General features: G+C 40.1%; 9 protein-coding genes and 4 pseudogenes. 6 read left to right on the top strand and 7 right to left on the bottom strand.

The genetic code is table 11. The features are described from left to right. Nucleotides 1-31: 31 nt before the first annotated feature. Nucleotides 32-2,712, bottom strand: a pseudogene (locus LLY41_RS07950) (PBP1A family penicillin-binding protein). A 40-nt stretch (nucleotides 2,713-2,752) separates the two neighbouring features. After that, nucleotides 2,753-3,363: pseudogene (gene recU, locus LLY41_RS07960) on the bottom strand (Holliday junction resolvase RecU). Between the two features lie 180 nt (nucleotides 3,364-3,543). On the opposite strand from recU, the pseudogene LLY41_RS07965 reads away from it, so the two are divergent. The 3 genes and pseudogenes from LLY41_RS07965 to LLY41_RS07975 all read left to right on the top strand — a co-directional run bounded on the left by LLY41_RS07965 (nucleotide 3,544) and on the right by LLY41_RS07975 (nucleotide 5,718). Beyond that, nucleotides 3,544-4,537 (top strand): annotated as a pseudogene (locus tag LLY41_RS07965) (DUF2515 domain-containing protein). 468 nt (nucleotides 4,538-5,005) lie between these two features. After that, entirely contained in the window at nucleotides 5,006-5,269 is a 264-nt protein-coding gene (locus tag LLY41_RS07970; RefSeq protein WP_251169479.1) for a hypothetical protein, read from the top strand. Between the two features lie 71 nt (nucleotides 5,270-5,340). After that, nucleotides 5,341-5,718, top strand: a complete 378-nt coding sequence (locus LLY41_RS07975; protein ID WP_304587403.1) for a YppE family protein — start codon at nucleotides 5,341-5,343, stop codon at nucleotides 5,716-5,718. Between the two features lie 26 nt (nucleotides 5,719-5,744). On the opposite strand, the gene LLY41_RS07980 is transcribed toward LLY41_RS07975, so the two are convergent. Continuing rightward, nucleotides 5,745-5,960, bottom strand: a complete 216-nt coding sequence (locus tag LLY41_RS07980) for a YppF family protein (protein ID WP_061792775.1) — start codon at nucleotides 5,958-5,960, stop codon at nucleotides 5,745-5,747. Nucleotides 5,961-6,278: 318 nt separating this feature from the next. Here LLY41_RS07980 and LLY41_RS07985 point away from each other — a divergent pair, with 318 nt between their 5' ends. The 3 genes from LLY41_RS07985 to LLY41_RS07995 all read left to right on the top strand — a co-directional run bounded on the left by LLY41_RS07985 (nucleotide 6,279) and on the right by LLY41_RS07995 (nucleotide 10,319). Beyond that, nucleotides 6,279-6,848, top strand: coding sequence for a YppG family protein (locus tag LLY41_RS07985; protein ID WP_286137349.1), 570 nt, complete (start codon nucleotides 6,279-6,281; stop codon nucleotides 6,846-6,848). Between the two features lie 206 nt (nucleotides 6,849-7,054). Then, nucleotides 7,055-7,918 (top strand): ABC transporter permease subunit, encoded by an 864-nt coding sequence (locus tag LLY41_RS07990; protein WP_095244648.1) that lies wholly within the window; start codon nucleotides 7,055-7,057, stop codon nucleotides 7,916-7,918. Beyond that, nucleotides 7,911-10,319 carry an ABC transporter permease subunit gene (locus LLY41_RS07995; RefSeq protein ID WP_304587404.1) on the top strand — a complete coding sequence of 803 codons (2,409 nt, stop codon included), beginning with the start codon at nucleotides 7,911-7,913 and terminating at the stop codon, nucleotides 10,317-10,319. Before LLY41_RS07990 ends, LLY41_RS07995 begins: the two co-directional genes overlap by 8 nt. A gap of 87 nt (nucleotides 10,320-10,406) precedes the next feature. On the opposite strand, the gene LLY41_RS08000 is transcribed toward LLY41_RS07995, so the two are convergent. The 4 genes and pseudogenes from LLY41_RS08000 to LLY41_RS08015 all read right to left on the bottom strand — a co-directional run bounded on the left by LLY41_RS08000 (nucleotide 10,407) and on the right by LLY41_RS08015 (nucleotide 13,589). Then, nucleotides 10,407-10,871 carry an Hsp20 family protein gene (locus LLY41_RS08000; RefSeq protein ID WP_251169483.1) on the bottom strand — a complete coding sequence of 155 codons (465 nt, stop codon included), beginning with the start codon at nucleotides 10,869-10,871 and terminating at the stop codon, nucleotides 10,407-10,409. Nucleotides 10,872-10,980: 109 nt separating this feature from the next. Continuing rightward, nucleotides 10,981-11,672: pseudogene (locus LLY41_RS08005) on the bottom strand (Crp/Fnr family transcriptional regulator). Between the two features lie 178 nt (nucleotides 11,673-11,850). Further along, on the bottom strand, nucleotides 11,851-12,690 hold the full coding sequence (locus LLY41_RS08010) for a peptide ABC transporter permease (protein WP_304587405.1): 840 nt from the start codon (nucleotides 12,688-12,690) through the stop codon (nucleotides 11,851-11,853). 5 nt (nucleotides 12,691-12,695) lie between these two features. Continuing rightward, nucleotides 12,696-13,589, bottom strand: coding sequence for an ABC transporter permease subunit (locus LLY41_RS08015; protein ID WP_304587407.1), 894 nt, complete (start codon nucleotides 13,587-13,589; stop codon nucleotides 12,696-12,698). Between the last annotated feature and the right edge of the window lie 7 nt (nucleotides 13,590-13,596).

The following is a 13,596-nucleotide window of genomic DNA, read 5'->3' on the forward strand; positions in this document are numbered from 1 at the left end:
TCTGAATCAGCGCTTTTTTCATTAGCTTTATTTAATTACGGCCGCCACTGGATTCAGATCCATTTCCGGAAGCTCCTCCGGTGTTTCCGCCAGTTCCACCAGTTCCAGTTCCTGCTCCGGTACCTGTATTGCCATCACCAGTACCTGTATCGCCATCTCCGGAACCTTCACCATCACCGTTTCCAGTTCCTTGACCATCTCCAGAGTCATCCCCGGAACCTTCACCATTACCATTTCCAGAATCGTCGCCATCCTGGTTTCCGTCCTGGCCGCCTTCACCATTTTGATCGTCCTGATCTTCCTGTTCTTCTTCTTCCGTTCCATCCTGCCCTTCACCTTCCGTTTCATCTTCTTCGATGAGGCTTGGGTCGGGGATTTCTACTTTTACAGAAGCAGGATCACTTTGCTGGTCACCGTTAAATGCTGTTACTTTAAAGGTATACACAGCTCCTGGCTGAGGGTTGGCAATTTTCAAGCCTTTTTCTGAAGTAACGCTAAGCTGCTGATCTCCGCCTTCATTTACGGATACAGTCACTTCAAATTGAGTACCTTCTGCATCTCCCGGGTAATCCCATGATAATGTGATCTCATTTGCATCCTGGTCAAAGTTCGCTGACAGTCCAGAAGGCGAGTCCAGTTTATCAAACTTCTCGGATACTTGTGTCGGAGCATTGCCTTTTACAGCATACTCATAAATGATTTGCTCCTTAGGTGTGTACTGGCTTGCCAGTTTGGCAGGATTGCTGCCTTTTTCAATGGCTACCTTCTCTACAGAGTCAGGGGCCTTGAAGTCTTCTGTTTCTTTTCCTTCTGAAACATGTGCCATTAAGCTGCTGAAAAGCTTTTGAGCAATTTTTTGCTCATCGCCGGCCGGGATATAATTTTTTCTATCCTGATAGCCGGTCCAGACAGCTGCAGTATAGTTAGTTGTATAGCCTGCAAACCAGGCATCAGGCACGGCACCTCGAGGTATCCCAAATTCCTGTTCCTGTTCATCCGTATAGTTAGTAGTCCCTGTTTTCCCTGCAACAGGCAATCCTGGTACATCAGCCAGACGTCCTGTTCCGTAAGAAGATTTAACTGCACTTTTCAGCATGTCACTGATCATAAATGCAGTATAATCCTTCATCACTACTTCAGATTCAGGTTTCAAATCAAGTTTCGTGCCGTCACGCATTTCAATTTGCTTGATGGCATGTGGTTCAGTGTAGAAGCCATTGTTTCCAAATGCACTGTATGCACCGGCTACCTGAAGGGAAGAAACCTCATAAGCGCCGATAGAATAGGACTCATACATCTCTTTCATTGGAATGCCTAAATTATTGGTGAATTCCAATGCCTTATCAGTCCCGACTTCCTGAAGTGTCTTCAGAGCCGGAATGTTGCGTGAGCGGGCAAGTGCCTCCCGCATGGACATAGGACCCATGTGCTTTCCATCCCAGTTATTGATTTTTGTACCTCCGGAATATGTGTGAGGTTCATCAACAATTGTCTGGTAAGTTCCCCATTTTAGATATTCAATTGCTGGTCCATAATCGACAATTGGTTTAAAGGTTGAACCGGCATGTCTTTTTTGATCCACGGCAAAGTTAAAACCGCGTTTTACTTCCTGATTGCGTCCTCCGCCGATTGCTCTGATTTCTCCTGTCTTTGTATCAAGAAGGGTGATACCCGCCTGAAACTTCTCATCAGGATAGGCTACAGCTGCATCAGTGTTTAAAATATTTTCTACGTGTTTCTGTGCATTTGGATCGAGTGTCGTATATATTTTCAGCCCGTCAGAATATGGGTTAAGATCCGGATATTTTTTTTCAACTTCATCCAAGACAACATCGATGAACGAGTCATATTTTGATTCGTTTGTTTCTCTTTTTCTTCAGCTACAAGTGTAGATTCCACAGGAACCTTTTGGGCTGCTTCCATTTCTTCTTTTGTAATAAAACCATGCTGATTCATCAATGAAAGGACAATATTTCTCCTTTTCTCTGCCTTGTCAGGATGGTCAAAGGGATTATAATTGTTCGGGCTCTGCGGCATGCCGGCTAAGAGGGCAGCTTCATGAAGCTCCAGCTCACTAAGTTCCTTATCGAAGAAAATTTTCGATGCCGTTAAAACGCCATGGCCTTCAGACATATAAATCTTGTTCACATACATTTCAAAGATTTCCTGTTTTGTATACTTGCGTTCAAGCTGGAAGGCAAGCCAGGCTTCCTGGGCTTTCCTGCTAAGCGTTTTTTCATTATTCAGGAAGGAGTTCTTTACCACCTGCTGGGTAATCGTACTTGCCCCTTCAGAACCGAATCCGCGCGTCACATTAGCGATAACAGCACCGCCTAAACGGATTAAGTCCATTCCATTATGTTTATAAAAGCGGACATCTTCAGTTGCCAAAAAGGCGTCTTCCACAAGTTTTGGGATGTCTTCATAAGCGACATAATCCCGGTTTTCCGAGCCTACATCTGTTATGAATTCGCCCTCCATATCGTAAATCTGTGAAGAAATGGGATCCTTCAGCAATTTTTCATCAAGCTTTGGTGCGTCTTTCACCATAAAAGCAAAAGCGCCTGCTCCTAAGAGCATTCCAGCAATTCCGAGGGCAATTAAAATAAGGAAAATGCGTTTAAAAGTGCTCGTGCCATTTTTCTTGCCCTTCTTTTTAGGCTGGGATTGCTGTTTGCGGCGCTCCTCCCTTGATTGATATTTTTCTGTCATATCTATGTTCATCCTTTCTGACAATGGAACTGTAAATTAGTTATTTAAGGGTATAAAGATAATCTATTATCTTAATATAGTCAATTCTTGGCTGAAATCCAAGCGGAATGTAATGGCCATTCATTTCAATTTCACCCTTGGTGATTGATTTTCTCCCCCATCCTTCATTCTCTCCCAATATGAGAGCAGATGATGTGCCTCTAACAGGAAAACTTCTTCGGTAGCCGAGAAGCGGAGGAGGACAAAACAAATCCCTTTCTGGGCTAAAACTTTCTCCATGTGCTTTACCTGGTGCTCATGAAAATTCTTTAAAGGGAAGGAGGTCGTGTTCTGGGTTTCTTTAGCTTCAAAATCAATATACCTGCCTTTATACACACCATTATAATCAGTTGTTGATGCTTGTTTGAAATAAGCTTCTTTAATAACAGCTGCACTTCTCTTTGGATAATCGACCTGTACGATTTGAACAGGCGTGGGCTTTTTATGAATAGTGGCTATTCCATGCTCCAAATAGAATTCATTGGTTTCATTTATATCTTCCTCCAGTGTCATTCCGCGATTGCTGTAGGTCCATTTCTTCTCTGGAGTCAGTTTTTTGGCGCTATTAGCAGGCGGGGTATATCTCCTGCCATTAGGATAGTGGAAATTCATGCATTCACCTCATTTTCAGCTACTCCCTATGATAACAAATGTACGCACGATTTGGTTGAATAAAAAGTTCTAAATAACAAAGTATATAGGAAACTCCAGTTAAGCAGTATTTTCAGGTTTTACCCGGATGCTGCCTGACGCCCAAATATAGAACATTCATTTTCTCTGAGGTGAATTGCGGTGTCGCTTTCTTGGAAATTCCTGAACAGACATGAAAAAAAGGAACAGGCAATAAAGGATCATATTATGAAAATGACAGCCAAATATAACATAGACAATATCTCGAGAACGGAAGCTTATTTTCATTTTTACAAAAAGCATCCTGAAATACGCTGGGCGTTCCTGGCCTCCATGGTATCCCGTAATGCGGGCTGGAATATGTGCGATCTTGAAGGAAGCTGTTTTCCTAAATTGATAGGAAAGAAATTCAGGGATATGCTTTATATTACATATGAAAGGGCCAATTGGCTGATTTTTCAGGATGCATTTCCCCAGCTGCTCCTCTATCATTATTCGACGAAACTAAATAGGCCAATGTTTCATTTATTAAAAACTTTTCATGTATCTGCCTTTATGGAAAAGGAGTGGCTTTATTTCTGGGAAAATAGAAGTAAAAAGAGGTTAATGATTTCACTGATTATCAACGAACAAAATGTTATTCAAGAGCCTGTAATGGAGCATTCTATTTATAAAAATAAAGTTTTTCATACATTGCTTTTTTCCTTTCAGGATTATCTTCATTTTAGTTCAGTCATCTTCCCTACTTGTAAAGGGGAATTATACGGGGCGAGTGTAAATGGTTTCCGCTCGGTGTCCAAAAGAATTGATCTTGGAAAACGTCTGGCAGAAATATTATTTGACACAAGTTATTATGACGACGTGTATGAATTTGCTTTAAGGACGGTTCATACGGGTTCAGAGGAACGATTATGAGAAATACTTTAATGGAAGCAAACGGAGAACTACTCCTTTCTTACGCTGTACATACCCAATAATCACTCATCACATACATCAATTTAATGATTGGTCTGTCAAAAAACGCATAAAGAGTAAATGGACATCAGAATCGGTTGTCCTAAAACATCCCGTCCATATTACAAAATGGTATTTGCATAAGCAGGCCCAGCTTCACAAGGCTGCCAGGCTGGGAAAAATATTTCGCTCAATTTGCTAACAGAATAATACTGCAAACAAAAAAGCAAGGGGTCCCTTGCTTTTTTAGTGTCTGCATTAAGCTCCAGTGCCTGCCAGTCGAGATCAGAAGCCAATCCGCTTCCGTTTTTCTTCTGTTAAGTTGAAGGGCGGTCAGGACCTTCAAGCTTCTTGTTGCCATAGCCAGCTTTTGTTTCTTCCAGCTTTTTTGGCTGAACTTTATTTTGTTTTTCTTTTTTTGCCATAACAGAACACCTCCGTTCATTAGTTTGTTCAATGTTGTGATTTTCATTCTTCGGAGGCTGTCGAAACCTTGGCGCTTCTATGCAAATAAGTACTTTCTTTGGCGAATCACTTCTAGTTTTGTCATGCATGGAGGAAACCCTCAGGGAAGATAGAATTTATGTAGGCACAAAGCAAATTTTCACTGTATCCTTCGTTGTATTTATAGCAGATGGCAAGGAGAAAAAGAAATCGGGAGGTTTTTTGAATGCAGGGAAAAATGGTAGAAAAAGAAGAATTGCTGGCCATGCTTTCGGAAATATACGATCAGCTTGAAGTGCTTGAAAATGTACTGGAGTCTAATTTGTCGGGACTTCGGCAGGATTGGTATTATGAACAGTCAGAGAAAATAGAGGCTTGTGAAAGCAGACTCGAAGTGATTGAAGAAGATATGACGGCAATCAGGTCTGAGACAGACAGTTTAGAAAGCGCAAAAAAATCAGCACGAATGAAGCTTGAACTCGGCTTCTAAGTGGAATAGAATAGCAGTATCCTTCAGTAGCTAAAATTGACTAGCTACTTTTATTTTTGGAGATGAAGCCCATGGTAAATGAAAATTCCCTGCTGCAAATGACAGAACTGCTGCTTGAATATATGGAGATCTCGGACAGCAGGTATAAAAAGGTTAAGGAATCAGGTGAAAAGGGTGATTTTTATAATGAAGTCAAACCTTTTGCTGATGAGGTTAAATCCATAAATGACAGATGGAAAGAAGAAGCCCGGGAGTGGATTAGCATCCATAAACCGCGAAATCTTTATTCACAGCAAATTGAATCTGCTTCTGAACATATTGAAATGGTTTCCATTCAGGCATTTTTTCCTGAAACAAGCAGAACAAGATTCATTAATTATGTTAATTCGGCTGTGTATGTGTTAAAGCAGTTGATAATATTATTAAGTGATGAAAAAAAGGGAACCTGAATCAGGCTCCCTTTTTCATTGAATTCTTATGCATTTACTGAATCCTGGAGGGTATTATCTTTGTAGCTTTCTGGAACGGCCGCTCCTTGAGCTTCGAGCTCACGAACGAGATTTCGATAATCTGTACTGGAAATTTCATTATGGATATAGGCCTTTTTAGCAAAATCCAATAATTCATTAACATTTTCAGGAGTATACTCCCGCAGCTGATGAAACTTCATTTGTAGTTCGTGAACATTCATGATATTTCCTCCTCTGGAATAGATTCGCGGAGAAATTTCTTCCCCGCATCCGGTAAATGAAAAAGCGGACAAGAAACAATTTGTTTTTTTATATCCTAACATGAAAATTTATTTTTCATCGTTTTTAAAAAAATCAAACTTCCGACATCTTTCATCATTGTTAGACAAAAACGGAAAGCGCTTCCTTTTTTACTCATTTTTAACTCCTTTCACATTCTGGGCAAATCATTCATATATTGTAATGGTGATAATACAAAGGCTACTGCCTGATATTATCAATAATATACTTATCTTATTGAATGGGGAGGATGTTTGCCCATGTTTGGCCGAGTAATGAATAGAACGAGCCATATGCAGCCATACGGCCATTTAAATCGAAATGTATACTATGATCCATTTTATATGGGGACCAATGGCCAATATTATATGAGGCAGCAGCCATTGCAGAATTATAACCAAGCTGCCGAACAGTATAATCCTTATTATTCGCCTTTTAACATGGAATACCAACAGCCGCAGCAAATGACAGGAATGCCGCAGAGTTTTCCGCACCAGCCCTATCCGCAGCAAAATTTTGATCCCGGATATTACTCACATACAGGATCAAAAAATGCAGGTATTTTTCAGAATCCGTTAGAATCTGAAGATTATTATGGAAATCAGCCAAGCAAGCCAGCTGCTCCGCAAATGCCATACATGAATCCATATCCAAAGCAATCCTTTATTCCAAAACAGCCATCTGGTGTGCAAAGCATTATGAATTCATTTAAATCCCAGGATGGATCTCTGGATCTCAATAAAATGGTGGACACAGCAGGCCAGATGATGTCTGCAGTCACGCAGGTATCATCCATGGTTAAAGGGATTGGCGGAATATTTAAAGCTTAAAGGATCATGGCCGCACAGGCCTTTTTTTTATGGTTTAAAAAAATCAGACTTGAAAAAAGATTAAATATATTTAAAAATAGAATAGCCGGTCTATTTTTAAAGGTATATAGGGAATATTATCTATGAGAATTTAGTTGTATGATTGACAAAATTTAGATAAAAGTGAAAAAATAAAAAATGACTCTTAGTCATAAAGGGGGGGTAATATGGTTCGTGCTGTCCAGCAAATTTTTATTATATTTGTATTAATTTTAGTTCTAGCAGCTCTGCCAAAAATTATATCTGTTGATCCATTGAGCGGGAGTCTGCAATGGAGCTTCGAAAGTCTGCCGCATATTTATGGAGATTTTATTTCTGAAATAAGCAAGGGCAGCCTTGGTACCTATGAGCTTGGGATGCAGACACGTCCTATAGCCGGGGACATTGCTGATAACTTTTTTACCAGTCTCCTGATCGTATTGATTGCTGTAAATGCATCCTTAATTATAAGTCTAATTTTCGGGGTATTTATCAGCCGCTTCAGGCTTACTAAGCTTTTTGGGGCATTCATGAATATTCTTGCGGCCATACCTGACTTTATCATCATAGTGATGTCTATGATTCTTGCCGTTAAAATATATAAAATGACCGGTATCAGAGTGATTTCACTCAGGCCGGATGGAGGAGCCCTTAACACCTGGTTTCCCACAGTGCTTGCAGCGATTGCCCCGACACTATATTTATTTAAGCTCGTGTCGGTCAAATATTATCAGACAAGCGGGGAGGACTACATTAAGACTGCAGTTGCTAAAGGAATGGGCTTAAATTACATAAACTTTCAGCATGTCTTCAAAAATTTAGAGCCATTTATCAAATCTGAACTTGTCAAAGTGATTTCCCTGGCTATTGGAAATCTCTTTATTATTGAACATATTATGAATGTTTCCGGCATAACAAAATTCATTTTTCAGAGCAGCGGAGTTCAGCCGATTGCAATCGGCTTGTTTGCAATGCTTCTGATTTCTTTAATTGTCTATATTTCTAATAGACTCATATTCTATCTGTTTAAACGGGGTTTTATCTATGAATAAGCTGATAAAAATAAATTACTCCTTAATTATCGGAACTGTTATGGTTACCGGCTTGCTTTTTCTTAGCATATTCGGGCCTATTCTGGCACCGCATTCATTAACATCGGTTTTAGAAACACAATATACAAACGGGAAGGTTCTGGCACCGCCAATGGAGCCTTTTGAATCCTCTTCCTATCCGCTGGGCACCGATAAATGGGGTTATGATATCTTATCCATGATTTTATATGGATTAAGGTACACTGTTTTTATTGCAGCTGCTGTGACTGTTATAAAAATGGCATTTGGAACAATTATCGGTTTGTATGCGGGCACCTTGAAAAGGACGCCAGGCTGGCTGATTGCTTTCGAAAATGCATGGAGCTATGTACCTCTGTTTCTTATCCTGTATTTTTTCCTTGCCCCAATAAGCTTCAACAGTACTCTTAAGCAAAATGTGTTAATTGTTTATTTTATTGTCATTGCGTCAGTCATCAGCATTCCAAGCATTGTATCTTCTGTAAGGCTTAAAACCGCACAGTTATATAAGTCTGTTTATGTTGAAGCTGCAAAAGCCCTGGGGGCCGGAAAACACCGTCTGATCTGGAAGCATGTTTTTCCTCAGTTAAAGGAAACGTTCCTGGTAATGTTTATACTTGAAATTGTGTACGTAATCGCCCTTATGGGCCAGCTGGCACTAATAAATATATTTGTCGGCGGAACCATTATGAGATATGACCCCATCATCTTCCTTTCAGCAACAAAGGAACTGGCGGGATTGGTTGGTCAGGCAAGATTAAATATTTATGGCAGCACCCATATATTAATTGCACCATTAGCGGTCCTTTTACTTGCAACTGTGTCTTTCAGTCTGCTGGCAAATGGACTGAAGAACCGTTTTCAATCAAACTATCAGCGTACTCCCTGGATTAAGACTGGGCATGAGCCATTAATAAGGCCCTCCAGAAAACAATATGGCCGAAAAAAGAAATTCTGGTCATTATCCGGCCCTAAAGCCGGCTTTGCTGCATTAGTGATTGCTTTTGCAGGTGCAGGTGTCTATGCTGTGGCTGCAAAGAATTCAAATACAGGCGTCCAAAGCGGCAGCAAGGCGGATTATAAAATTGATCTGGAAATGAACGCTGAAGGCTATTTTACTGCTAATGCAAATATTCAGTTGAAAAACAAATCAGATAATAACTGGAATGAGCTTATCTTTTATTTCATTCCGAATGTTTTTAAAGAGGGACATTCATTTGATTCTGTTGAAGGATCGTCTGAAGCGAAGATCGAAAAAGTGACAGTGAATGGGCAAAAAGCTTCTTTTAAGCTGGATGGTGATACGCTGACAATAAACTTAAAACCGGAAATGAAAGATAAAAGCAGACATAAGGTGGAGATCCAATATGGATTTACAGTCCCAGAGGGAGGCAGCCGTTTTTCAAAAGCAGGCACAAATTATTATCTTGCTCAATGGTACCCAATGGCTGCAGTCTATCAAAAAGGCAAATGGAACAAAGAGCCTTATATGGAGGGGCTGGAAACATTTCATACAGGCTTCTCTGATTTCAAAGTTTCCTATAAGCTGCCTGATGGGTATTCCCTGGCTTCCACAGCAGAAATAGATCCGGCAAAAGGAAAAAATGAGGGGACAGTTAAAGCCAAAAAGGTCAGGGATTTCTTCATTGCAGTCATGAAGGATATGAAAGTTTATGAAACGGAAGCGCAAGACGGTGTGAAGGTCAGACTATTTTCAAAAGGGAATCATGACAAAAACCCGGAAGCATCGTTAACACTGGCTAAAAAAGCACTATCTTTCTATCAGAATAAAATTGGAGATTACCCGCATGAGCAGCTTGATATTGTTTTGGATGAAGGGCAATTCATGGAATATCCCGGTATAGTCACTATAAATCCTTATATTGATGATAAAAGGTTTTATGATATTTCTATTGTCCATGAAATTGCTCATCAGTATTTTTATGGAGCAGTAGCCAATGACCCATACAACAATGCGTGGATTGATGAAGGAATCACTGAATTTGCCACCTCTATGTACTTCTATGCAGGACAAAATCAAGCTGAACAGCAGGCATTTGGCATCTCCCATTATCGGATGGAGGCAATTGAGGAAGCTGGTTTAGGCAGGCAATATTCAAATGTGCCGGTTAATGAGGTAAAGCATACAGGATATATTTATGGTCAGCCTGCTCTGGAGATTTTACAAATGATTCAGGAAAAGTATACCTTGAAAGGGGAATCTCCAAAGGAAGTGGGGATGCAGTTTTTGTCCGATTATTATCAGAAGTTCCGCTATAAAGAGGTAGATACGAAGGAGTTTATATCCTTCACAAAGGATTACTTCAGTGTTCCGACAGGCTATTTCAATAATTGGATTGATACATCTAAACTGAACAGTTAAGCCCAGCTTAGATAACCCAAACAAAAACAAGCAGGCATGATACTGCTTGTTTTTGTTTAACCAGATTTTATAAAAGTGCAGCCAGAATCACTTCTCATCGATCAGGATTCTTTTTCCCTGCTGCTTAGGTACTGTAATTTGCAAGAGGCCATTTTGGTAAACCGCTTTTACTTTCTTTTCATTAACTGGCTGTGGAAGCGGAATTGTCCGGCTGGAACGCTGCATGCTTTGCTGCCTGCGGAAAATTTTGTTTTTTTCATCTTCTTCCGTTATTATCTCAGAGGATTTAACTGAAATGGTTATATAATTATCCAGGATATCAATCTGTATTTGCTCTTTATTTATTCCCGGAAGTTCCGCACTAATGATGTGTTCCTTTTCAGTTTCAGCAACATCAACATGGAAGGAAGAAGAAGCCGGGAAGGGATTTTTAAAGAAATCATCCATTGTCTGCAGAAATCCTCTGCCAGGTTTTTCATGGAAAAGCTGATTCATTGATCTCATCAAATCCCCAAATGGTTCGTTTCGATCCTTTTTCTTTGGATCCTCCATATCCATCCATCCCCTCTCAAACAGGATTTTTCAACATATCGTATGCCGCCTATTGGGTGGATGTTCCTGTTGAATAATCAGGAAAAAGAAAAAACCGCAAGTTGCGGTTTTAAAATATTGTCTCTAATAGTTGATCAGGGTTTATGATTAAATGTCCATCCTGGTCTGTTTCAATTAACATTTCTTTTTTCATTTTGGTTAAAGTCCTGCTGACCGTTTCCCTTGTGGTGCCAATCATATTAGCCAGGTCTTTATTGGTAAAGTCCCCTTTTAAAACAAAAGTGCCGTTTTCAAGCTTTTTTCCATGCATTTTGGCAAGCCGGATAAGCAATTTAATGATTTGCTCGTAAGTATTGTTTAAAATTTGCGATTCCAGGCGCTCCTGCAGATCGACAATCTTCTCGCCAAGGACTTTAAACACCTTAATACATAACTCCGGATTTTCTATAAGCACCTTTTCAAATTGCGAAATGGGCACAACTACGAGCTGAGCGTTTTCCAGCACCTCGGAAAAAGCCGGGTACCCGCCTTTTCTAAAGAATCCCACGTGAGGGAACATCTCGCCTTTTGCCAGGATGGCAACAATCTGTTCTTTACCACTAATATCACTTCTATAAATCTTAACTCTGCCGTTGTTAATAAAATAAACATTATCCAGCGGGTCGTCCTGCAGAAAAACATGACTTCCTTTTTCCATTCCCGTGATATGGATATCTCAACTACTTTATCCAGTTCTTCGCTGTTCAGCTCTTTAAAAAGAGAGAACTGGGAAAGAACTGCCTTAATTTCTTCTGTTTTCATAATCCACCTCTTGCTTCTGTCCTATTAAGCTTATTGTAACAAAAAATATTAATAACGTTTATATTAAGAAAAGCTTATTTTAATAATCCCTGCTGGGTCATCTAAATATATCGGACCTTCCTGGTGAAAAATGATTTTAATCCCTCTGCGAATATATTAAAAGTTAAGATGGCATAGGTCATGGCAAATGCCGAGAAAAAGGAATCCAAATTGGGCCTCTTATATCCTCAAAGGCTTTCATCATCATCATTGGCCAAGAAATCGAATTATTGACCAATTGCCAATCTCCTGTCATGGATTGAACAAAATCCTGCGAAATAAAAATGCCGACAAACCCTAATTGACCAAGCAGAAACATGACTTTTCCAAGATCAGTAACCATATATACAAGAAGCTTACTATATAAAAGAGGAAGATAGTATATTCTGAAAAGCCTGTATGGTGAAGCTCCGGCAGCAATCCCTCCATATATATACTCTTTAGATGAAATCTGATCAAATTCCAGCTTTATCATTTCGGCAGCACGGGGCATTTCTGCCAGAGCAATAATAAGGAGCAGGAATAAGGGGCGGTATTCACTCAGTAAAAATGGCGGCAGCATGGCAAGAAGCATGATAATGATGATGGTTGGAATATATGACAGCAGTCCATTCAGCCATTTTAGCAAAAGGTGTGTACCCAGCCATTTTTTGTGTGCAAGAAAGGAGAGCGGAATGGCCAGTACATAGCGAAGGACAGTTATACAGGCAACAAGCAAAATGGTTTCTTTTGCTCCCAGGATGATCAGGCTGAGCATATCCCGTCCGCTTTTGTCAGTGCCCAATATGTAATCCTCTGATGGCGGATAAGGCGGTATAACTGGCTTCTTTTCCTCATTTAGGATGTATGTAATCGTTGTTAGCTCACGGTCAACAAATGGAAGATATGGTCCTGCAAATGTGATTGCCAGCAATAGCAGCAGCAAAAAGGTTCCTAAGCAAAATAAAGCATGTTTCCTGATCCAAAATAAAAATCGCATCTCCCTCACACCCTTTCCTTTTGGACGAGCCATAATTTTGCTGTCTGTGAAAGGATGATAGTTAAAAACATGATGAAGAGGAAGGGAAGCATTAGGGACAGTGCCTTAATTTCATCATTAGATGATATGCTGAATAGAAGTTCCTTGCCTGCCCCGTTATAGCCTGCCAGCTTTTCAATGATTGGGAGGCTTGATAGGATATAGAGCATCACCAGCTGCGACTGGTTCATAATGGGGGACCAGCAATTCCAGAGCATGTGAAGAAGTGCTTTAAATTCGCCAAGCCCTTTTGCATATGCTGTGCGAACATACTCTTCGCCCATTTCATTTTCAAGAGCAGCCGATGTAAAACGGGACATGTGCAAAAATGGAAACAGGGATAATGAAATGAGCGGCAAAAAAAAGCTATACCAATTTTCATGTCCATATAGCTTAAAGTGCGGAAGACCATGCTGCATCATCAGAATGAAAAGATACTGTATGGCAATAAACAGAAAAAAATCGGGTATGGAAGAAAACATCCAGGAAAGAAAATTCTGGAGTTTCCCGGTGAATTTTGTTCTCCGGTAAAATTGGACAGCACCCATTAGTGTGCCAAGAAGCATGCTGACCATGAAAGCAGGCAGAACAATTTTTAAGCTGCGCGCAACAAATATTCCAGCTTCATCACTAACTGGGCGTCCGGTGCGGGCTTCCCCTAATCCTTTTTCAGTTAAAATATGGCCTGTGAAATCTTCAATTCTTTCCACATACAGTTCAAAGCTGAAGGGGTAATCTGCTTCAATTTGAAAGGCCGATAAAAAGGTTAATTCCTTTTCTCTTGGAAGAAAAAGAATCATGATAAATCCAATAATAATTAACATAAATACACCTGTTGATTTTAAAATGCTTTGCAGCAAGACTTCA

This window comes from Cytobacillus firmus (assembly GCF_023612095.1).
Lineage (GTDB): Bacteria > Bacillota > Bacilli > Bacillales > Cytobacillaceae > Cytobacillus.